Source organism: Streptomyces sp. NPDC026417 (assembly GCF_055567695.1).
Genome location: NZ_JBVHPY010000007.1, coordinates 81,854 through 100,729 on the forward strand (window position 1 = coordinate 81,854; position 18,876 = coordinate 100,729).

The 18,876-nt window shown below is 72.4% G+C and carries 18 protein-coding genes and 1 tRNA gene; 7 read left to right on the forward strand and 12 right to left on the reverse strand.

Annotated elements, in window-relative coordinates:
- Window positions 1-4 precede the first annotated feature (4 nt).
- The 6 genes from ACZ4NT_RS13350 to ACZ4NT_RS13375 form a co-directional block, all read right to left on the reverse strand.
- Window positions 5-1,171, reverse strand: coding sequence for a lipid-transfer protein (locus tag ACZ4NT_RS13350; RefSeq protein WP_467725261.1), 1,167 nt, complete (start codon window positions 1,169-1,171; stop codon window positions 5-7).
- On the reverse strand, window positions 1,168-1,596 hold the full coding sequence (locus ACZ4NT_RS13355) for a MaoC/PaaZ C-terminal domain-containing protein (RefSeq protein WP_121404911.1): 429 nt from the start codon (window positions 1,594-1,596) through the stop codon (window positions 1,168-1,170). The genes ACZ4NT_RS13350 and ACZ4NT_RS13355 overlap by 4 nt, the downstream gene beginning before the upstream one ends.
- Entirely contained in the window at window positions 1,593-2,759 is a 1,167-nt protein-coding gene (locus tag ACZ4NT_RS13360; RefSeq protein WP_121404912.1) for an acyl-CoA dehydrogenase family protein, read from the reverse strand. The genes ACZ4NT_RS13355 and ACZ4NT_RS13360 overlap by 4 nt, the downstream gene beginning before the upstream one ends.
- Window position 2,760: 1 nt before the next feature.
- A complete protein-coding gene (locus ACZ4NT_RS13365; RefSeq protein ID WP_121404913.1) occupies window positions 2,761-3,660 on the reverse strand; it encodes a bifunctional MaoC family dehydratase N-terminal/OB-fold nucleic acid binding domain-containing protein in 900 nt (299 codons plus the stop codon).
- Window positions 3,657-4,847, reverse strand: coding sequence for an acyl-CoA dehydrogenase family protein (locus ACZ4NT_RS13370; protein WP_121404914.1), 1,191 nt, complete (start codon window positions 4,845-4,847; stop codon window positions 3,657-3,659). Before ACZ4NT_RS13370 ends, ACZ4NT_RS13365 begins: the two co-directional genes overlap by 4 nt.
- Window positions 4,848-5,140: 293 nt before the next feature.
- Window positions 5,141-5,452, reverse strand: a complete 312-nt coding sequence (locus ACZ4NT_RS13375; RefSeq protein ID WP_121404915.1) for a hypothetical protein — start codon at window positions 5,450-5,452, stop codon at window positions 5,141-5,143.
- 396 nt (window positions 5,453-5,848) lie between these two features.
- On the opposite strand from ACZ4NT_RS13375, the gene ACZ4NT_RS13380 reads away from it, so the two are divergent.
- Window positions 5,849-6,724, forward strand: coding sequence for a bifunctional DNA primase/polymerase (locus tag ACZ4NT_RS13380; protein ID WP_121404916.1), 876 nt, complete (start codon window positions 5,849-5,851; stop codon window positions 6,722-6,724).
- A gap of 346 nt (window positions 6,725-7,070) precedes the next feature.
- Here ACZ4NT_RS13380 and ACZ4NT_RS13385 read toward each other — a convergent pair whose 3' ends face one another.
- The gene (locus ACZ4NT_RS13385; protein ID WP_467725266.1) at window positions 7,071-7,745 is read right to left on the reverse strand and encodes a histone deacetylase; all 675 of its coding nucleotides are present in this window, start codon (window positions 7,743-7,745) and stop codon (window positions 7,071-7,073) included.
- 68 nt (window positions 7,746-7,813) lie between these two features.
- Here ACZ4NT_RS13385 and ACZ4NT_RS13390 point away from each other — a divergent pair, with 68 nt between their 5' ends.
- Complete coding sequence (locus ACZ4NT_RS13390) at window positions 7,814-7,954, forward strand: hypothetical protein (RefSeq protein ID WP_467725268.1); 141 nt, start codon at window positions 7,814-7,816, stop codon at window positions 7,952-7,954.
- A 177-nt stretch (window positions 7,955-8,131) separates the two neighbouring features.
- Here the strand turns inward: ACZ4NT_RS13390 and ACZ4NT_RS13395 are convergent, their stop codons facing one another.
- From ACZ4NT_RS13395 to ACZ4NT_RS13405, 3 genes are all read right to left on the reverse strand, one after another.
- Window positions 8,132-8,593: a hypothetical protein gene (locus tag ACZ4NT_RS13395; protein ID WP_121404918.1), complete on the reverse strand. Its 462-nt coding sequence runs from the start codon at window positions 8,591-8,593 to the stop codon at window positions 8,132-8,134.
- Window positions 8,594-8,896: 303 nt separating this feature from the next.
- Window positions 8,897-8,983 (reverse strand) — tRNA-Ser (locus ACZ4NT_RS13400).
- A gap of 104 nt (window positions 8,984-9,087) precedes the next feature.
- Complete coding sequence (locus ACZ4NT_RS13405) at window positions 9,088-10,641, reverse strand: S1C family serine protease (RefSeq protein WP_467725270.1); 1,554 nt, start codon at window positions 10,639-10,641, stop codon at window positions 9,088-9,090.
- A gap of 257 nt (window positions 10,642-10,898) precedes the next feature.
- Between ACZ4NT_RS13405 and ACZ4NT_RS13410 the strand changes: the two genes are divergently transcribed.
- The 3 genes from ACZ4NT_RS13410 (at window position 10,899) to ACZ4NT_RS13420 (ending at window position 13,624) form a co-directional block, all read left to right on the forward strand.
- Entirely contained in the window at window positions 10,899-11,708 is an 810-nt protein-coding gene (locus ACZ4NT_RS13410) for a glycerophosphodiester phosphodiesterase (RefSeq protein WP_121404920.1), read from the forward strand.
- 183 nt (window positions 11,709-11,891) lie between these two features.
- Window positions 11,892-12,434 carry an ATP-binding protein gene (locus ACZ4NT_RS13415; RefSeq protein ID WP_467725272.1) on the forward strand — a complete coding sequence of 181 codons (543 nt, stop codon included), beginning with the start codon at window positions 11,892-11,894 and terminating at the stop codon, window positions 12,432-12,434.
- 200 nt (window positions 12,435-12,634) lie between these two features.
- Window positions 12,635-13,624: a DUF5926 family protein gene (locus tag ACZ4NT_RS13420; RefSeq protein ID WP_467725274.1), complete on the forward strand. Its 990-nt coding sequence runs from the start codon at window positions 12,635-12,637 to the stop codon at window positions 13,622-13,624.
- A 266-nt stretch (window positions 13,625-13,890) separates the two neighbouring features.
- Here the strand turns inward: ACZ4NT_RS13420 and ACZ4NT_RS13425 are convergent, their stop codons facing one another.
- Entirely contained in the window at window positions 13,891-14,457 is a 567-nt protein-coding gene (locus tag ACZ4NT_RS13425; protein WP_121404923.1) for a hypothetical protein, read from the reverse strand.
- A gap of 56 nt (window positions 14,458-14,513) precedes the next feature.
- Window positions 14,514-15,179: a bifunctional DNA primase/polymerase gene (locus tag ACZ4NT_RS13430; RefSeq protein WP_121404924.1), complete on the reverse strand. Its 666-nt coding sequence runs from the start codon at window positions 15,177-15,179 to the stop codon at window positions 14,514-14,516.
- A gap of 471 nt (window positions 15,180-15,650) precedes the next feature.
- On the opposite strand from ACZ4NT_RS13430, the gene ACZ4NT_RS13435 reads away from it, so the two are divergent.
- Both ACZ4NT_RS13435 and ACZ4NT_RS13440 read left to right on the forward strand, forming a co-directional pair.
- A complete protein-coding gene (locus ACZ4NT_RS13435; RefSeq protein WP_121404925.1) occupies window positions 15,651-17,162 on the forward strand; it encodes a PP2C family protein-serine/threonine phosphatase in 1,512 nt (503 codons plus the stop codon).
- Window positions 17,163-17,310: 148 nt separating this feature from the next.
- A complete protein-coding gene (locus ACZ4NT_RS13440; RefSeq protein ID WP_467725277.1) occupies window positions 17,311-18,798 on the forward strand; it encodes an aminopeptidase P family protein in 1,488 nt (495 codons plus the stop codon).
- Window positions 18,799-18,876 lie beyond the last annotated feature (78 nt).

Sequence of the window (18,876 nt, forward strand, 5' to 3'; positions counted from 1 at the left end):
TCGTTCATCCGTCCGACCCCAGAATCAGGCCCGATGTGGGGACACCGGTGCCCGCCGTGACGAGGACCCGGCCGGCGCCGGACACCTGGTTCACGGCCGTGCCCCGCAGCTGGCGCACCGCCTCCGCGATGCCGTTCATGCCGTGCAGGTACGCCTCACCGAGCTGCCCGCCGTGAGTGTTGAGGGGCAGCCGCTCCTCGGCCACCAGATCCGCGGCCTCCCCCGGAGCGCAGAACCCGAACTCCTCCAGCTGCATCAGCACGAACGGTGTGAAGTGGTCGTACAGGATCCCGACGTCGATGTCCGCCGGCCGCAGCCCCGAGGTCCGCCAGAGCTGGCGCGCCACCACCCCCGTCTCCGGCAGCCCCGTCAGGTCGTCCCGGTAGAAGCTGGTCATCTGCTCCTGCGCCCGCCCCGCGCCCTGGGCCGCCGCGGTGATCACCGCCGGGGGACGCGGCAGGTCGCGCGCCCGCTCCACGGACGTCACCACCAGCGCCTGGCCGCCGTCCGTCTCCTGGCAGCAGTCCAGCAGACGCAGCGGCTCCACGATCCAGCGGGAGGCGGCGTGCTCGGCGAGCGTGATCGGCCGGCCGTGGAAGTACGCCGCCGGGTTCGTCGCCGCGTACCGCCGGTCGAGCACGGCCACCCGGCCGAAGGCCTCCGCGGACAGCCCGAAGGCGTGGAGGTACCGCTGGGCCGCCATCGCCACCCAGGACGCGGGCGTGAGCAGCCCGAACGGCAGCGACCAGCCCAGCGCCGCGCCCTCCGCCGAGGGTTCCCGGTGCCGCACCCCGGAACCGAACCGGCGTCCCGACCTTTCGTTGAACGCCCGGTAGCAGACGACCACGTCTGCGACTCCGGACGCCACGGCGAGCGCGGCCTGCTGGACGGTCGCGCAGGCCGCGCCGCCGCCGTAGTGGATGCGGGAGAAGAAGGACAGCTCGCCCATCCCGGCCGCCTGGGCGACCGTGATCTCCGGGCTGGTGTCCATGCTGAACGTGACCAGTCCGTCCACGTCGGCCGGCGTCAGCCCCGCGTCGTCCAGCGCGGCCCGCACCGCCTCCACGGCCAACCGCAGCTCGCTGCGTCCCGAGTCCTTCGAGAACGCGGTGGCCCCGATCCCGACGACCGCCGCCCGGCCGCCGAGGCGGTCCTTCGTCCGTACGCTCACGGCGCGCCGCCCGCCGTCCGGTCGGCGCCCGCCGCGGGATCCCGGCGCGCTCGGGTCACCGTCACGGTGCCGGTCACGTGTCTGCCGATGCCGTTCGAGCCGACGACGCGCACCGTGGCCGTGTCGCCGTCCACGTCCTCGACCGTGCCGGTCAGCACCATCGTGTCCCCGGGGTGGTTGGGCGCCCCGAGCCGGATGGCGACCTTGCGCAGCACGGCCCCCGGACCGAAGTGGTCGGTGATGTACCTGCCGACCAGCCCGTTCGTGGTCAGGATGTTCATGAAGATGTCGGGCGAGCCCTTCTCCCGTGCCCGTTCGGCGTCGTGGTGCACGTCCTGGTAGTCACGCGAGGCGATGGCCCCGGCGACGATCAGCGTGCGGGTGATCGTAATCTCCAGCGGCGGCAGCCGCTCACCGGCCCTCATGCCCACCCCTCCTCATGCGCGATCAGCTCCCCCAGGTCCTGCAGCACTTCGCTCCCGCATCCCAGGTACGACTCCAGCTGGCGCCCCCACAGGAAGTGCCGGTGGACCGGATGTTCCAGGTCCGCTCCGGTGCCGCCGTGCAGGTGCTGGCCCGTGTGCACCACCCGGTGGCCCGCCTCGGACGCCCACCAGGCGGCGGTCAGGGCGTGCGTGGCGTACGGCAGCCCCGCGTCGCGCCGCCACGCCGCCTCGTACGCCGTCACCCGGATCGCCTCGGTGTCGAGGTGGGCGTCGGCGGCGCGCAACTGGACGCCCTGCCTGGCGGCGAGGGGACGGCCGAACTGCTCCCGGGTGTTGGTGTGCCGCACCGCCCTCGCCAGCGATCCGGCGCAGACCCCCGCCTGCAGTCCCGCGAAGGCCGTACGGGCGGTGGCCAGCACGTCCGCGTACACGACGTCGGTGCGGTCCTGGTCGTCGGCGGGCCGCTCGTCGCACACCTGGTCGACGGCGGACCGCCGGCCGCTCGCTTGGTCGGTGCCGCGGGGCGAGCCCACCGGGCGGCGGTCCGTGGCACGGGGACCCGGTCCGCCGAGGCGCTCGGCCGGGGTGCCGTCCAGAGCCAGCCGCCCCGCGGCCCAGGGCGCGGTCAGCTCCACCGGCTCGCACCCGGCGTCCGCGGTCCGCACCAGCCACAGCCGGCGCCGGTCGTCCGCGACCAGGACGTGGGTGGCGTCCCGCAGCCACGGCACCGCGGGGACCACACCGCTGAGCGAACCGCCTGCGGCCGAGGTCTCCGCCCGTACCGGACCCGCTCGCTCCACCGCCCCGCACACCACCGCCGAACCGTCCCCGATCGCCGGAAGCAGCCGCTCGCGCTGCTCCACCGAGCCGTGCGCGGACACCGCCAGCAGCCCGTACACACAGCTCGCGGCGAACGGGGCCTGCGCCGTCGTCCGGCCCTGCTCCTCCAGCAGGAGCACCAGACCGAGCAGCCCCGTGTCCCGCACGGCGGTCACCAGCCCGGCCGCGCACAGCGCCTTCCACAGGGCGGGATCACTGCCGGTCCCGGCCGCGGTGAGCCGCTCGTGCGTCGCGAGGTCGCCGAAGATCCGCCCCGCCAGTCCGCGGGCCGCCGCCTGTTCCTCGGTGGGCGTGAAGTCCATGTCAGCCGCCGTCCCCGTCGACCGCGGCGAAGACCGGCAGCACCAGTTCCTCGTCGCAGCGCTCGAACCGCAGCCGCACGGGCATCCCGATCCGCACCTTGTCGTACGGCACTCCCACGACGTTGCTCACCATCCTCACCCCCTCGGCCAGTTCGATCAGACCGACGGCGTACGGAGGGTCGAAGGCGGGGAAGGGCGGGTGGTGCATGACGACGTACGAGTACACGGTCCCCTCGCCGCCCGCCTCCACCGTGTCCCACTCCGGGGAGCCGCACGCGTTGCACCCGGGCAGCCACGGGAAGCGCAGGGTGCCGCAGCCGCCGCACCGCTGGATCAGCAGCCGGCGGTGTGCGACGCCCTCCCAGAAGCCGGCGTTGTCCCGGTTCACCACCGGTCGTGGCCGGCGCTCCTCGGCACCGCGGCGCGCGGGCGCGTACTTGAGGATGCGGAACCGGTGCGTCCCCGCGAGTTCGCCGTCCGCCCTCACGTCCATCCGGGTCGTCACGAAGTGGCCGGCCCCCAGCTTGGTGGTCTTGCGCGCCGAGACGGACTCGATGACGGCGTCGAAGGTGATCTCGTCGCCGGGCCGCAGCGGACGCAGGTACTCCTGCTCGCAGTCGGTGGCGACCACCGAGGTGCACCCCGCGTCGTCGAGCAGCCCCAGCAGCTCGTCGTACGCGCCCGAGCGCCCCGGGTGGCCGGACAGGCCGCCCATGGTCCACGCCTGGAGCATGGTCGGCGGCGCCACGGCGTCCGGCCCGGTGTAGGCCGGGTTCGCGTCGCCCATCGCCTCGCACCAGTGCCGGATCATCGGCCCGTTCACCGGATCCCGGCCCACCCCGGTGACGGCGGCCGGCCGGCCCTCGTACGCCTTGAGGCGCGCCGTGAACTCCTCGCTCACCGCCGTCCCCTCCGCATCCCGAGCCGCATCGTCGCCACGATCTCCCGCTGCACCTCGCTCACCCCGCCTCCGAAGGTGTTGATCTGGGCGGCCCTGTTCATCCGCTCCAGCCCGCCGTCCCCGAACGCCCCCGGCGACCCGGCACGGATCAGGGCGTCCGCCCCCACGGCGTGCTGGCACAGGCGGTACACCTCCACCGCGGACTCGGTCCCCGCGACCTTCACGCCGCTCGCGTCGCCGGGAGCCAGGCGCCCGGCCCCCACATCGGCCACCAGACGCCAGTTGAGCAGGCGCGACGCCGCCAGCCGGGCGTGCGCCTCGGCCAGTTGGGAGCGCACCCAGGGCTCGTCGATCCGCCGTCGGCCGGTCACCGGGTCGGCCGTCCGGGCCGCTCGCAGCGCGGCGGCGCAGAAGTCCTCGGCCTGCATGCCGAGGGCGGCGAGCGCGACCCGCTCATGGTTCAGCTGCTCGGTGATGAGCCCCCAGCCGCCGTTCTCCTCGCCGACGAGGTGTGAGGCGGGGACGCGGATCCCGTCGTAGTACGTGGCCGTCGTGACCACACCGCCGACGGTCTCGATCGGTGTCCACGAGAAGCCGGCCGCGTCCGTGGGCACGAGCAGGATCGAGATGCCGCGGTGCCGGGGCGCGTCAGGGTCGGTCCGGCAGGCGAGCCAGATCCAGTCGGCGTGCTGGGCGTTCGAGGTGAAGATCTTCTGCCCGTCGATCAGCCAGTCCTCGCCCCCGCCCGCCCCGTCTCCTCCCGCGCCGGTGCGTACGGCACGCGTCCGCAGAGCGGCCAGATCGGTGCCGGCCGACGGCTCGCTGTAGCCGATGGCGAAGACGAGGTCGCCGCTCAGGATGCGGGGCAGGAAGCGGGCCTTCTGCTCCTCACTGCCGTGCCTCATGAGTGTCGGGCCCACGGTGTTCAGCGTCACCATCGACACCGGCGCGCCGGCCCGGTAGGCCTCGTCGAAGAAGACGAACTGCTCGTCCGGGCCCCGTCCCCGGCCGCCGTACTCGACGGGCCAGCCGAGTCCGAGCAGGCCGTCGGCCCCGATGCGGCGCAGCAACTCCCGTTGCGCGGCGGGTTCGTTGGCCGGCGGCGGCCCCTCGGGCATCAGCTCGCGGAAGTACGCGCGGAGGTCGGCGCGCAGGCGCCGCTGGCGCTCGGTGGGGGCGAGGTGCACGGCCGCGTCCCTCCTGGATCCCTGGCGGACAAGGGTTTCTGACTGTCCGTCAGATACGGTCGGCTGTCAAGGTCACGCGCACCCGGCCGCCCGCGCCGCGCCCGAGGCCACCCACGCCGGCGCACGGGGCCGCACAGTTGGAGCCGCTTCGCGATCCGGCAACACGTCTGCGCGGCGCCACCGAAGTGCCGCCGCGCAGACGTGTTGCCTCCCCACACCCCCCGCCCGCCCCCTGAGCACCCCAGCTTCCCCCCGGGGGCTTCAGGGCCGACGCGAGCGCGCCGGCCCCCGGCTCACCAGAGGTGGGTGAAGTTGACGGCGACGGTCTCGTTGGACTGGTCGACGGCCGTGAACGCGGAGCCGTTCACCTGCGCCGAGTTGCTCTGATTGGAGGCGCCCGAGCCGACCGCCTGCTGCTGCGAGGTGGACGAGTTGCCGGAGTTGTCGCGCCCGACCCCGCTGCCGCCGACCGTGGCGACGGCCGCGTTCGATCCGCTGTCCGCGAATCCGCCGTTGTCGGCCGTCGCCACGCCCGACAGGAGGGCGGCGGCCAGAGGCAGGGCCGCGACGGCGGCGACGACGCGGGCGGTACGGATGCTTGCCATGTGAATTCCTCCAGAACCGGATGTACGCACCGGCACGAGACCGGGTAGTGCGCTGATTCCGAGGCAGTTGGCCGACCGCCTCGGTGCTGTTCTCGACGTCGCTCACCCAGAGTTGCCCAGCGGATCCCGGCGAACCACCCCTGAAGGGTCCATTCGCCCTCAAGCGTGATGACATGTCGATAAACCCTTTTTCGCGACCTTCCCGACGCCTCCCGGCGCACGAAATCGCAGCTCAGCCTTGGTGAAACGGTCGGGACCCGGGGCGCCGCACCCGCGGAAGCGTTCCGCCGCCCGACCCCTCGGAGCGCCCCGACTCCACCCTCGCGGGGTGGGGCCACCGGGGCCACGGCCGGGAATCCCCTTTCTTTTTTCGAACACTCGTACGAACATGGAGGCATGGCCACCATCGACCGGCAGGCCACCGCACTGGCCCTGGCACACGCCCTCTCCGCCGCCGAGCGCGGGCTCGCGGTCATCCCGCTGTCCCGGACCAAGCTCCCGGCCCTCCGATCCCCCCACCGCGACGATCCGGACCCCACGGCTCCCGCCTGCCACGGCGAGTGCGGCCGCTTCGGACACGGCGTGTACGACGCCTCGACCGACCCCCGCCGCATCCGCGAACTCTTCGCCGCCGCCCCCCGGGCCAGCGGCTACGGCATCGCCTGCGGACTGCGTCCGCACCACCTCATCGGCGTCGACCTCGACACGAAGTCCGGCACCGACTCCTCGACGGCCCTGCGCGAACTGGCCCTGCGCCACCTCTTCACGATCCCCGAGACGGTGGTCGTGCTGACCCCCAGCGGAGGCCGCCACCTCTGGCTGAGCGGCCCGCCCGAGGTGGTCGTCCCCAACTCGGCCGGCCGGCTCGCCCCCGGCATCGACATCAGGGGAGCCGGCGGCTATCTCGTCGGCCCCGGCTCCCGCACCGAACACGGCGTGTACGCCACGGCCCCGGGCACCGCCCACCTGGCGCCCGCGCCCTGCCCGCCCGCCCTCCTGCGCCTGCTCATCCCCCCGCCCCGCGGCCGGCGGACGTCACCGGGGGCGACGGACCGGCACGGCCACGGGCTCGTCCAGTTCGTCCTGACCGCCCACGAGGGCCAGCGCAACACCCGTCTCTTCTGGGCCGCCTGCCGTGCCTACGAGAACGGGTTCGGCCCGGATCTGGCCGAGGCCCTCACCGAGGCCGCGGTCCGCACGGGCCTCACCCCGCGCGAGGCCCGGTCGACGATCGCCTCGGCGGCCCGCATGACCGGCCGACGCGGTCCGTAGGAGCGGCTCCCGCCGTCCGGAGGAGCGGCCGCGCCATCGGCCTGAAGGCGGTGGCGCGGTTGCCGGAAGTCCCTGGCGACGGCGGCGATCGCCGCTCGTACGGCCCGCGTCGGGTGCTCCTGAGGCAGGGCACCCTGATACCCCGGATACGTCGACGCCGACCTGGCCGCCGACATCGACTCCCCGAAGATCCTCGGGTCCGATGTGGCCGAGCAGACGATGGAGGCGCTGCGCGAGGGCCGGTCCGAGGTGCCGGCCGACGACGCCACCCGCGCCGTGCGCGCGGCGCTCCCGGGTGGGCTGGACGCGTGGCACGCCCACCGCCGACGGGCGGGCCGCACCCGTGTCAGGGCCGACCCGGACCCGTGTCCAGCAGTTCCCTGACCTTCCGCGCCGGCCACTGGTCCGTGGCGCCCGGACATCCGGAGACGTACGCGGCGACAGCGTCCGCGTCCCACGTGCGCGCCGCCAGCAGGCCCCCGGCCAGGTAGCGCACGTACGCCTCCGACGGGGCATTCAGGGGCACCTCGCCCAGGCGCCACGGAGCGGTGAGGGTCAGGGCGGGAAGACCGTCGATGCGACCGGCGGACACCAGCGTCTCGTAGCGCCCGTCCCCGAGCACCGCCCGTCCCTCGGCCAGCACCTCCGCCAGGTCGATGGACGCGCCCGGCGTCCGGTACATCTCCTGGGCGGCGATGTCGGAGAGCTGCTCCACGCTGATCAGATGCGCCCTGGCGAGCACCCGCCCCTCGGCGTCCGGGTCGTAGAAGGCCCGCCCGCCGCCCCAGACCGGGGACTCCGTGGCGAAGTACACCGCTCCGGCGAACTCGACCGCGACGGACCGCACGGGCATCCGCCGGTCCCGGCATCCCGGATACACGGTGTCCGTACCCGGCACCAGGCCGCCTCGGATGTAGCAACGGAGCCGGTCGAGGTGCATGTTGGAGCCGTACGACGTGTACCAGACGAGCCCCGGACGAGGCACGGCCGGCAGGGTCGGCTCGATGCCGGTCCCGCTCACGTCCGACGCCCGCTTCCCGGCTGCCGGTGACGCCTTCGGATGTCGGACCTCCGTACTGGAAGACGGGTATGCCACACAGATTCACGGCCCTGACCGCCTGCGGCCTCGACGCCCCGGACGTGAACGACTGCATGATGGCAGGAATCGCGGAGCCGGACGACGAGGACGCGTTCCCTGCCGTGGCCGCCCCGGCGCCCGCCCGCGTTTGATCACGTCCTGGAACGTCACCATCGGCCCACCGGAAGCCGAACGCCGGAATTCCCATGACCGGCGCACAGGAAACACCCGTCGACCACCTCGTTCCAAAGCGCGTCGCACCCAACCCGAGAAACCGGAATGGACACGACGCGATCACCTCGAAATCACCGAATACTCATCCGAAGTAATCAGTAGAGGTAATACGTGGCGGTGTTGCTCTGGGTACCGTCGGCGCTCGTCTGGCCGTTCATGTAGAAAATGCTGTACGCGGTGTTCGCTCCGATCCTCCCGTTCGAGGAGGCGCCGAAGCACGACTTCCGCGATCCCGGGGCGAGCGAGTCGAACTTGCAGTAGCTGTAGTCCCCGCTGGAGTCCCAGCCTGCGAAGACCTGACCGTAGATGTTGATCGTCTTGTCCGAGGTGTTGGAAACGATCAGCACGGCCTGCATGTTCTTGCCGGACCCGTGAATGATGCAGGTCTGGAAAAAGACGTAATTCGACTTCTCGTGCGGCTTGGACCGGGCGCACGTGTAGTCACTCGGAGCGACCCACGGCTGCCAGAGCACGTCGGCGGATGCCGGACCGGATGCGAACAGCAGAGAACCCACGGCCGCAGCGGCGATACCGAGCCCCTTGAGGATTCCACGCATCAATAATCCCTCTTTCCCCGAATCAGAAGTAATCAAAAACGTGGGCGAGCAGGCGCAACGTTAAAGTACCGATGAGGTGTCCGCAATAACGCAAACCGGAATAGCCCGACAGCCGGAGAGCCGATTCAGGGCAAAAGGCGCCGATACCACCACGCCGACGGAGCCGCCCTCACAGCCGCCGCCAGCCGTACGCTCCCCGCCGCCCTGCCGAGCACGGGGACGACCCCCCGTCGCAGCGCCCCGTGCGGGCGGGAACGCGAGAGCCCCCGACCGGTCATGCCGGTCGGGGGCTCTCGTTCCGTGCGGTGGGTGTGGGATTTGAACCCACGGTGACATCGCTGCCACGACGGTTTTCAAGACCGTTCCCTTAGGCCGCTCGGGCAACCCACCCCGCGCGGGCGGCGATCACCGGCCCGCGCGGGGACAAGACTAACCGGTCGGGCGGGGCCGCCGTGGCTCTGCGGCGCCCTCCCCGGCGTCGATCGCGGCTCCGGTCAGCTGTCGCCCCGGCGCTCGCCGAGGGTGACGTCCGCCGTGCGGGTCTTGCCGTCGCGCGTGTACGTGAGTTCGACGGTGTCGCCGGGCTTGTGGGTCCAGATCTCGCCGATGAGGGTCGGACCGCTGTCGATCACCATGTCGTCGAGCTTGGTGATCACATCGCCGGGCTGGAGACCCGCCTTGTCCGCGGGGCCGCCGGACTCGACCGCCTCGGAGTTGCTCGCGCCCTTCTCGGTGATCTTCGCACCGCCCGTGCCCTCCTCGAGGGAGACCGACGCGCCGATCTTGGCGTACACCGGCTTGCCGGTCTTGATCAGCTGCTGGGCGACGTACTTGGCCTGGTTGACCGGGATGGCGAAGCCCAGACCGATCGAGCCCGACTGGCTGGTGCCGCCGAGGCCGCCCCCGCTCGTGGACTGGATCGCCGAGTTGATGCCGATGACCGCGCCCTTGGCGTCCAGCAGCGGGCCACCGGAGTTGCCCGGGTTGATGGACGCGTCGGTCTGCAGGGCGCTCATGTAGGACGCCTTGCTGCCGGAGCTGCCGTCGCTGGAGGCCACCGGGCGGTTCTTGGCGCTGATGATGCCCGTGGTCACCGTGTTCGACAGGCCGAAGGGCGCGCCGATCGCGATCGTCGAGTCGCCGACGGCGACCTTGTCGGAGTTGCCGAGGGGCAGCGGCCTCAGGTCCGACGGCGCGTTCTTGAGCTTGATGACCGCGACGTCGTACCCCTGCGCGTGCCCGACCACCTCGGCGTTGTACTTCTTGCCGTTCGGGAAGGTGGCACTCAGCTTGCCGCCGTCCACGGCCTCGGCGACCACGTGGTTGTTGGTCAGGATGTGGCCCTGCTTGTCGAAGACGAAGCCGGTGCCCGTGCCGCCCTCGCCGCTGCTGCTCTCGGCCTCGATGGTGACGGTGCTCGGCAGCGCCGAGGTGGCCACGCTCGCGACCGTGCCGGCGTCGCGCTTGAAGTCGCCGCCGCCGTCGGAGGCGGACACCGTGGTCGAGTCGGTGGCGCCGTCGTCGTCCTTGGCCAGAGAGTAGCCGATACCGCCGCCGACCCCGCCCGCGACCAGCGCGGCGACGAGGATCGCGGCGACCAGGCCACCGCGGCCGTTCTTCGGCTTGGGCGCCTGCTGCTGGTAGGAGGAGCCCCAGCCGCCGTGTCCCGCGCCGCCGCCGTCGGCGTACGCCGGGGTCGCGGGCGCGGGCGGCGGCCAGCCGGCCTCGGCCGCGGAACCGGGCGCACCCTGCCCGTGCTCGCCGAAGCCCTGCCCCTGGGCACCCGGTCCGCCCTGCCCGGTGCCGGACGCGGCGAAGGCACCGGCACCGGCGCCCGCCCCTGCGGACGTGTACGGCGCGTTCGACGCGGCGGTCGCCGGGCCGCGCTCCGACGCTGCGGGCTCCCCGTGCGGCACGGGCGGCAGCGGAGCGGTCGGCGCGCCGTCCCCGGGCGCACCGCTCTGCGCGGAAGCAGCGGGAGTGTCCACCGGCACGGGAGGTGCAGACGGGGCCGGGGGTACCGCAGTGCCCTCGTTCTCGGTGCTCACAGCTCTTCTCCTCGGTCCACGGCTGTTGTTCTCGGTCGCACTCGGTCACGCTCGCTCACGCTTGTCGACGAACCGGCGCGATTCAGCTGTGCATGTGCATGTGTATGCCGTCAGCTTTTCCCACCGGCCGTCAGAGCACCATAAGCGGTGGCTGTGGGTCCGAGACCATCCTTTATAACGGACCCTTCTGACAAAACGAATGTATTCCTGACGTCTTCGCCTCCACGCCTACCCCTCCGCGGTGGCACCATGACGCGGTGACCCACGCACGACAGCACCCGATCCAGGTCGTCGCTCACCGAGGCGCCTCCGAGGAGGCCCCGGAGCACACGCTGGCCGCGTACCGGAAAGCGATCGAGGACGGCGCCGACGCCCTCGAGTGCGATGTGCGGCTGACCGCGGACGGCCACCTCGTCTGCGTCCACGACCGTCGCGTCAACCGCACGTCCAACGGACGCGGCGCGGTCTCCGCGCTGGAGCTCGCCGACCTCGCCGCCCTGGACTTCGGCTCCTGGAAGAACGGCGACGAGGCCCCGGACTGGGAACACGGTCCGGGGGACCCGGAGGCCACCTCCGTCCTCACTCTGGAGCGGCTGCTCGAACTCGTCGCCGACGCGGGCCGCCGCGTGGAACTGGCCATCGAGACGAAGCACCCCACCCGCTGGGCGGGCCAGGTCGAGGAGCGGCTGCTGATCCTGCTGAAGCGGTTCGGGCTGGACGCCCCGGAGTCCCCCGCCGAGTCCCCGGTGCGCGTCATGAGCTTCTCCGCGCGCTCGCTGCACCGGATCCGGGCCGCGTCCCCGAATGTGCCGACGGTCTATCTGCTGCAGTTCGTCTCGCCGCGGCTGCGCGACGGACGGCTGCCCGCGGGTGTCCGGATCGCGGGCCCCTCCCTGCGGATCGTGCGCAGCAACCCCGGTTATGTAGAGCGCCTCAAGAAGGCCGGCCACCAGGTGCACGTGTGGACCGTGAACTCGCCCGAGGACGTCGATCTCTGCGCCGACCTGGGCGTGGACGCCATCATCACGAACCGGCCGCGCGCGGTCCTGGACCGGCTCGGCCGCTGACGGCGCGGGCCGGAACGAGCTGACCGGCCAGCGAGAACCGGCCACGCGACTACAGGGTGTGCCCCGGCGCGTTCGCTCCGTGTTCGATCGTGACGAGTGCGTCAGCAGACGTGTGTTGGCCGGTTTCCGGTCCAGTCCAAGAGGGCATCCACACCGTGGCGTGGGGCAAGGGAGGTCTCGGGGGTGGCGTTTGTGGTGGCACAGGAGGTGCCCGCGTCGTCGAGCATGGCCGTACCCCATGGCCCTGCGGGCGTGGGGGAAGCGAGGCACCGGATGCGGGACCAGCTGCGTTCCGGTGGAGTGGCCGAATCGGTCATCGACGACGCCGTACTGATCCTTTCCGAACTGCTGAGCAACGCGTGCCGGCACGGTCGTCCCCTGGGCGACGCGCCGACGGGCGACGGCGACGTGCGCGCCGCCTGGCGCGTCGACCCGGCGGGACGGCTCACGGTCGAGGTGACGGACGGCGGTGGTCCGACCCGCCCGGTTCCCGCCACGCCCTCGGTCACCGCACGCGGCGGCCGCGGGCTGAACATCATCACGGCGCTCGCCAAGGACTGGGGCGTACGGGACGACATCCGGGGCGAGGTCACGGTGTGGGTCGTCGTCCAGGACGACGTCGTCGCCGCGCACCGACGGGACGATTTCGCTACGCGCGTCGCGTCACCGAGCGTGTCCTGCCTTCCCGGCCTGGACTTCGCGGACGCCTTCGAAGAGCTGGACTGAGCGGCGGACCGACAGCCGGCGGGAGGCACAGGGGCGCGGCCGCCGCCGGGCACGGGCGGCACCGGAGGCAGGGTCCGGGACGGGCGGAGCAGCGGCTTCCGTGCGGACCCGGTGCGTTGTCCACAGGGTCCCGTCCTCCGCCGTACGAGCGGCTAGGCTCGCGCCCGTACGAGACGAGCCGTAACCGGGAGACACCCAAGATGGCCAAGAAGCGACCCCAGACGAAGTCACGGCAGCAGCAGACGAAGACCGGGGCCCGCGCCGCAGGCGCTGAGGAACACGTCCCGGTGGTCGGCGCGCGCGAGCCCTGCCCCTGCGGCAGCGGCCGGCGCTACAAGGCCTGTCACGGCCGGGCCGCCGCGCACGCGGTGACCGAGCTGGTGCAGCGCCCCTTCGAGGGCCTGCCCGGCGAGGGCGACTGGGTGGCACTGCGCGAGCTGGTGCCCGCGGCGACCGTCGGGCTGACGCTCCGCGAGGGCCTCCCCGAGGACGTCCCGTCGGTGACGCTGGCCACCGTGCTGCCGATGGCCTGGCCGGCCCTGCGCCGCGACGACGGCTCGGTCCTCCTCGGCCTGCAGAACGACACGGCGTCCGGCGACATCAGCCGCGACCTCGCCGACACCCTCCAGCGCGCCCTGACGGCCCCGCCCGGCACGCCGGTCGAGGGCCGCCGCGCCCCCGCCGACGGTCCGCGGCTGCAGGACGTACTCGACCCCGAAGGCGCGTTCGAGCCAGTTGTGCACGAAGGCTTCGAGTTCTGGGTCCCGGACGCGGAGAACGCGACGCCGGAGGTGACCGCCTCCCTGGAGCGGGCCAACGCCGCCGCCATCCCGACGGTCAAGCTCTCCGGCGTCGACGCGGCGTACTGGTGCGAGACCCCGGACAAGAACCACCTGCGCTGGGTCATGCCGCATCCCGAGGAGCAACTTCTGGACGCTCTGGCGCGACTGCACGCGGCGGGCGGGTCGAGCCTCGGCGAGGGCACGCGCCTGGTCGGTTCCTTCCGCGCGCACGGCCTGACGGTGCCGGTCTGGGACCTGCCGAGCGGGGTGTCGGCCGACGACATCGAGAAGCCCGCGGCCGAGTTCGCCGAGCGGCTCGCCTCCGCGCTGGCCGCGGACGCGCCGCTCACGGCGGACGAGCGCCGGGCGCGTGGCGGTCTCACCAACCGACAGGTCACGCTCAGCTGACACACAGGTTTCGGGCACTGACCGACCGGTCAGCTGGTCAGGGGCTCGCCGAAGGGTGACTCCTGTCACAACTCCCGGTCCTGACAGGGAAATCGGTGTCTGAATAGCCGAGTTCGAATTTGCGAACTGCCGATCTCTTGTTACCGTTCCCGTAGCCCGGTTGCTGGTGCATCCCCCGTCGCCAGCAACCGGGTCTTTTCATGGGCGCGGTCGCGCACGCCGTCGCGTCCCCGCCGCGCCCCGCACCGCCCTCGACGCCAACAGCCCTACGGCTGGGCCGAGTTGCTCCCGGAGCGCAACAGCAGCGGTCCGCGCCCGGCACTCCTCGCGAACTCCGCCACCGCCGTGTACGCCGCCGCCTCGCCCGTCGTGCGCTCCCTGGGCGTCTCGCACGCCTCCGGGTCGTCCCCGGCGTCCACCGCGCAGTGCATCTGCACGGTCCTGCCGCCGGGCGCGAGGAGCGTCAGCACCGCACTCAGCTCGTCGCCGGTCGCGTTGCGGTAGTAGGTGCGCGCCCAGGTCTCCCGCCCCTGCGTCAGCACACAGGTCTGCGCCTCGATGCCGTCGGGCGAGGACAGTTCCGGTCCGCAGCGGGCCGCGGTGGCGAGCCCGAGACCCAGCACGAGGGGCGAGCGCGCGGGCTCGGGCTCGGGGGACGGGGCCCTGCCGTCGTCGTGGACGGAGGCGCGGGCGACCGCGGGACCGCCGTCACCGACGGGTCCCGCGGAGGCCACGGCGAGCGGAAGGGCGATCACGGCCGCCACGGCGCCGACGAGTGCGAACAGGCGGACTCTTCGGGGGTCCGGGGTCCGTCCGCCGGAGTGACGCAGCATACGAGGGAACATAACGGCCGCGAGGGGACGCCCGGTCCGCCGCGCGCCCGACACCCCTACAACTCGGGCGCGCTCACACCCGTACGAGTGAGGGCATCCACCATCGCGTCCACGACGGCCTCCACATCCGGTACCCAGGGCGCGGCCGAGCCCGGCAGCGGGGCCCGTTCCCAGCGCACCTCGCCCTGGCCGGTGACGGAGGGGGGCAGGGCGATGTAGCCGCCGTCCCCGTGGAAGCGGAGGGAGCCGGGGACGTGGTCCTTGGCGTAGAGCAGCTCGCCGAGCTGCTCCAGGGAGTACGGCGCCACGAGGATCGCCCAGCGCGAGGGGGACGCGACGACCGGGCCGAGGCGCATGCCCGTGCGGTCGAGTGCGGCGAGTGCGCGGGCGGCCGCCAGGGCGGGCAGGCTCACCGCGCAGGGGGCCGTGCCTCCGGTGGCCAGCACGATCGGTGCCGACGGCCGGTTGCCCCACCACCAGCGCACCATGCGCCCGTCCGTGGTGGCGGCGAGGAGGCCGGGGTCGAAGGGATGGGCACCTGGCACCGTGCACTCCGGGTCGGGACATCCGCAGCCGGCCCGCCCTCGCGGATCCGGCGCCACACCCGGGAGTACGGGCCACTGCCATTCGGTCGCGAAGGTCAGGGCCGCGCTGAGCATCTCAGGGCTCCCGTTGTTCCGCCTGGACAGGAGCCTGCGTCGCCTTCCGAGGATCTCGCGCATGAGCGCTCGTTCCTTTCCGTTGCACGCCTGGCAACACCGTGGATCACATCACACCATGTGTCGATCACTTCACTGTGCGTACCTGCTGGCGCATCACACCCCTGCGCGAAGCAAGGGGAACCCCTATGGGCCGATCGTTGGCTGCATCCGCGTCCATACTGCGTCTGGCAAAAGCATGGGCATGGCGTGGGGTGGCGGCGCCTGGCGTTTTGCGTCTCGCATATATCCAGCCGCCTCCGCCACGGGAGGATGGGGCACGGTCGTCGGTGGTTAAGACGCCCGGGTCCGCCGTCAGGTTCCGGGCGGATCGCATCCACCCCTGACCTTCACCGAGTACGTACCCATCACGACCGCTGTGACGCTCCGTCGAGCAGGGCCAGTCGACCTCAATAACCCGTTACCCGAAGCAGTTTTAGGCCAACTTCGCTTTTCCGCAAGTGTCTCACGGACACCAGGAATCCCAGCAGGACAATGCTGGACATCCCCTCACGAGTGCGTGTACATGTGGAGACACTGCTAGCGGCGCAGAATGACATGGGGGTTTGCGATGCTATTGAGCAAAACGCACCGGTCGGAAAGCCGGATGCCATGAACGCCCCTCACCTTCCGAAAGTGGCCGGAATCGACTCCACGGTTCCCGCGCCCGCACACACTGTCGCGCCCGCGCCCGCAGCCACGGACGCCCCCTCGGTCCCTTCCTCCACCGGCCCCGGAGCCGTCCTCCAGGACCGCCTCGCGGGCTGGGTATCCGACCTCACGACCCTGCACGAACTGACCGAGCGCCTGGCGCGGACGGCGACGCTCGACGACGCACTCCAGGAGCTGCTGCGCGCCGGAGCCACCCTCGTCGGCGCCCGCCGCGGCCTGGTCGTCCTGGAGCCGCGCGACGGACTCGGCCCGGACACCACGATCGGCCTGGGCCTGGCCCGCGCGGATCTCGGGCACATCGAGACCGTGCCGCGCAGCAGCATGTCCTTCGGGAAGATCCTGGACGGGCTGCCCGGCGGCGAGGGCGAGATCGCCGAGCCGGACCTCTTCTCCGAGGACGGCCTGGACCCCCGCCACCGGGAGGTGGCCGCCCGGCTCGGCTACGCCGCGAGCTACGCACTGCCGCTGTCCACCGAGGCCGCCGTCCGGCTGGGCGCGGCCGTGTGGCTGTACGACGAGCCCGCGGAACCGGCCGAGCGCCAGCGCCACCTCGTCGGCCTGTACGCCCGCTACGCGACCGAGCACCTGGCCCGGCTGGTCGAGCTGGAGCGCACGCGCGCGTGCATGGCGACCATCTCCGAGGAACTGCTCCCGCCCCGGCTGCCCCGGGTCGCCGGCGTCCAGCTCGCCGCCCGTCACCGCACCGGGCCGCGCGGCGGCGGCGACTGGTACGACGCACTGCCGCTGCCGGACGCCGCGCTCGGACTCGCCGTCGGGTCGGTCACCGGCTCGGGGCCCAGCGCCGTCGCCGCGATGGGCCGGCTCAGAGCCTCGCTCCGGGCGTACGCCGTGATGGAGGGCGAGGATCCCGTCGCCGTCCTCTCCGACCTCGAACTGCTGCTGCGGCTCACCGAACCCGCCCGTTCCGCCACCGCCCTCTTCGCGTACTGCGAACCCGCGCTGCGCAAGATCACGCTGGCCGGGGCGGGGCACAGCCCCCCGCTGGTCATCGGCGAGCGGCGGACGGAGTTCGTGGAGACGTCCCTGTCCGCGCCGCTGGGGATGCTCGCCTGCTGGGAGGCACCGAGCGTTGAAATGTGCGCCCGGCCCGGCGAGACGGTGCTCCTCTACACGGACGGTCTGCTGCACCGCACCGGTGACCCCATGGACCGCGCCTTCGCCCGGCTGCACGCGGCCGCCGCCGGGGTGCCGAGGGCGCTGCGCGGCGATCCGGGCGCGGTCGCCGACCACGTCCTGCGCACGGTGCTGCCGGACGGTCTCGACGAGGCCGACAGCGAGGAGGACGTCGTCCTGCTGGCGGCCCGCTTCGAGTGAGGGCGCGGCACCGCTTCGGGGAGGTGCCCGGGCAGCACGTCGCGTGAGCCTTCGGTAACGCCTTCGGTAACAGGTCCTACGGCCCTGTGCCCCCTTCCGCACGACCGTACGATGGGGGTGGTCCAGAGTCGTAACTAGGAGGCAGACCGTGTCGGAGGCGCTCATCCCGGAGACCCCGGAAGCCGTGCTTGACGATGCCGCTGACGAAGCGGGCGAAGAAGAGCCGATCAAGCAGCGGAAGAACGGCCTGTACCCGGGCGTGTCCGACGAGCTGGCCGAGAACATGAAGTCGGGCTGGGCCGACACGGAACTGCGGGGCCTGGAGCCGATCGCGCAGGCCGCCTTCACGGCCGCCCGCCGCGCCGCGCTCTCCGCGCGCTTCCCGGGCGAGCGTCTGGTCGTCCCCGCGGGCAACCTGAAGACCCGCTCGAACGACACGGAGTACGCCTTCCGCGCCTCCGTCGAGTACGCCTGGCTCACCGGCAACCTCACCGAGGACGGCGTCCTCGTGCTGGAGCCGACCACGGACGGGCACCGGGCGACGATCTACCTGCTGCCCCGCTCCGACCGGGAGAACGGCGAGTTCTGGCTGTCCGGGCAGGGTGAGCTGTGGGTCGGCCGGCGGCACTCGCTGAGCGAGGCCGAGCAGCTGTACGGCATCCCGGCGTCCGACGTCCGCGAGCTGGCCGACCGGCTGCGCGAGGCCACCGGCCCGGTCCGCGTCCTGCGCGGTCACGACGCCGGCATCGAGGCCGCGCTGACCGACAAGGTGACCGCCGAGCGGGACGAGGAGCTGCGGGTCTTCCTCTCCGAGGCGCGACTGGTCAAGGACGAGTTCGAGGCCGGCGAGCTGCAGAAGGCCGTCGACTCGACCGTGCGCGGCTTCGAGGACGTCGTGAAGGTCCTCGACAAGGCCGAGGCCACCAGCGAGCGGTACATCGAGGGCACCTTCTTCCTGCGCGCACGGGTCGAGGGCAACGACATCGGCTACGGCTCCATCTGCGCCGCCGGACCGCACGCGTGCACGCTGCACTGGGTGCGCAACGACGGCCCGGTGCGCTCCGGCGACCTGCTGCTGCTGGACGCGGGCGTCGAGACCCACACGCTGTACACCGCCGACATCACGCGCACGCTGCCGATCAACGGCCGCTACAGCGAGATCCAGAAGAAGATCTACGACGCCGTGTACGAGGCGCAGGAGGCCGGTATCGCGGCCGTCCGGCCGGGCGCCAAGTACCGCGACTTCCACGACGCCTCGCAGCGGGTGCTGACCGAGAAGCTCGTCGAGTGGGGCCTGGTCGAGGGCCCGGTCGAGCGTGTCCTGGAGCTGGGCCTGCAGCGCCGCTGGACCCTGCACGGCACCGGCCACATGCTCGGCATGGACGTGCACGACTGCGCGGCGGCCCGCACCGAGACCTATGTGGACGGCACGCTGGAGCCGGGCATGTGCCTGACCGTCGAGCCCGGCCTGTACTTCCAGGCGGACGACCTGACCGTGCCGGAGGAGTACCGGGGCATCGGCGTGCGCATCGAGGACGACATCCTGGTCACCGAGGACGGCAACCGGAACCTGTCGGCGGCGCTGCCGCGCCGCTCCGACGAGGTCGAGGCCTGGATGGCGGCCCTGAAGGGCTGAGCCGGCGGCGTCGACGGCACGGCAACAAGAAGGCGGCCGGGTACCTGAGGGTGCCCGGCCGTTCGTCTGGCTGCGTGG

Bases quoted from the DNA above. Each gene is read 5' to 3' on its own strand.
- ACZ4NT_RS13355 (WP_121404911.1), bottom strand. From the start codon at position 1,596: ATGAGGGCCGGTGAGCGGCTGCCGCCGCTGGAGATTACGATCACCCGC.
- ACZ4NT_RS13360 (WP_121404912.1), bottom strand. From the start codon at position 2,759: ATGGACTTCACGCCCACCGAGGAACAGGCGGCGGCCCGCGGACTGGCG.
- ACZ4NT_RS13375 (WP_121404915.1), bottom strand. From the start codon at position 5,452: ATGGCAAGCATCCGTACCGCCCGCGTCGTCGCCGCCGTCGCGGCCCTG.
- ACZ4NT_RS13380 (WP_121404916.1), top strand. From the start codon at position 5,849: ATGGCCACCATCGACCGGCAGGCCACCGCACTGGCCCTGGCACACGCC.
- ACZ4NT_RS13390 (WP_467725268.1), top strand. From the start codon at position 7,814: ATGCCACACAGATTCACGGCCCTGACCGCCTGCGGCCTCGACGCCCCG.
- ACZ4NT_RS13395 (WP_121404918.1), bottom strand. From the start codon at position 8,593: ATGCGTGGAATCCTCAAGGGGCTCGGTATCGCCGCTGCGGCCGTGGGT.
- ACZ4NT_RS13420 (WP_467725274.1), top strand. From the start codon at position 12,635: ATGGCCAAGAAGCGACCCCAGACGAAGTCACGGCAGCAGCAGACGAAG.
- ACZ4NT_RS13425 (WP_121404923.1), bottom strand. From the start codon at position 14,457: ATGCTGCGTCACTCCGGCGGACGGACCCCGGACCCCCGAAGAGTCCGC.
- ACZ4NT_RS13430 (WP_121404924.1), bottom strand. From the start codon at position 15,179: ATGCGCGAGATCCTCGGAAGGCGACGCAGGCTCCTGTCCAGGCGGAAC.
- ACZ4NT_RS13435 (WP_121404925.1), top strand. From the start codon at position 15,651: ATGCTGGACATCCCCTCACGAGTGCGTGTACATGTGGAGACACTGCTA.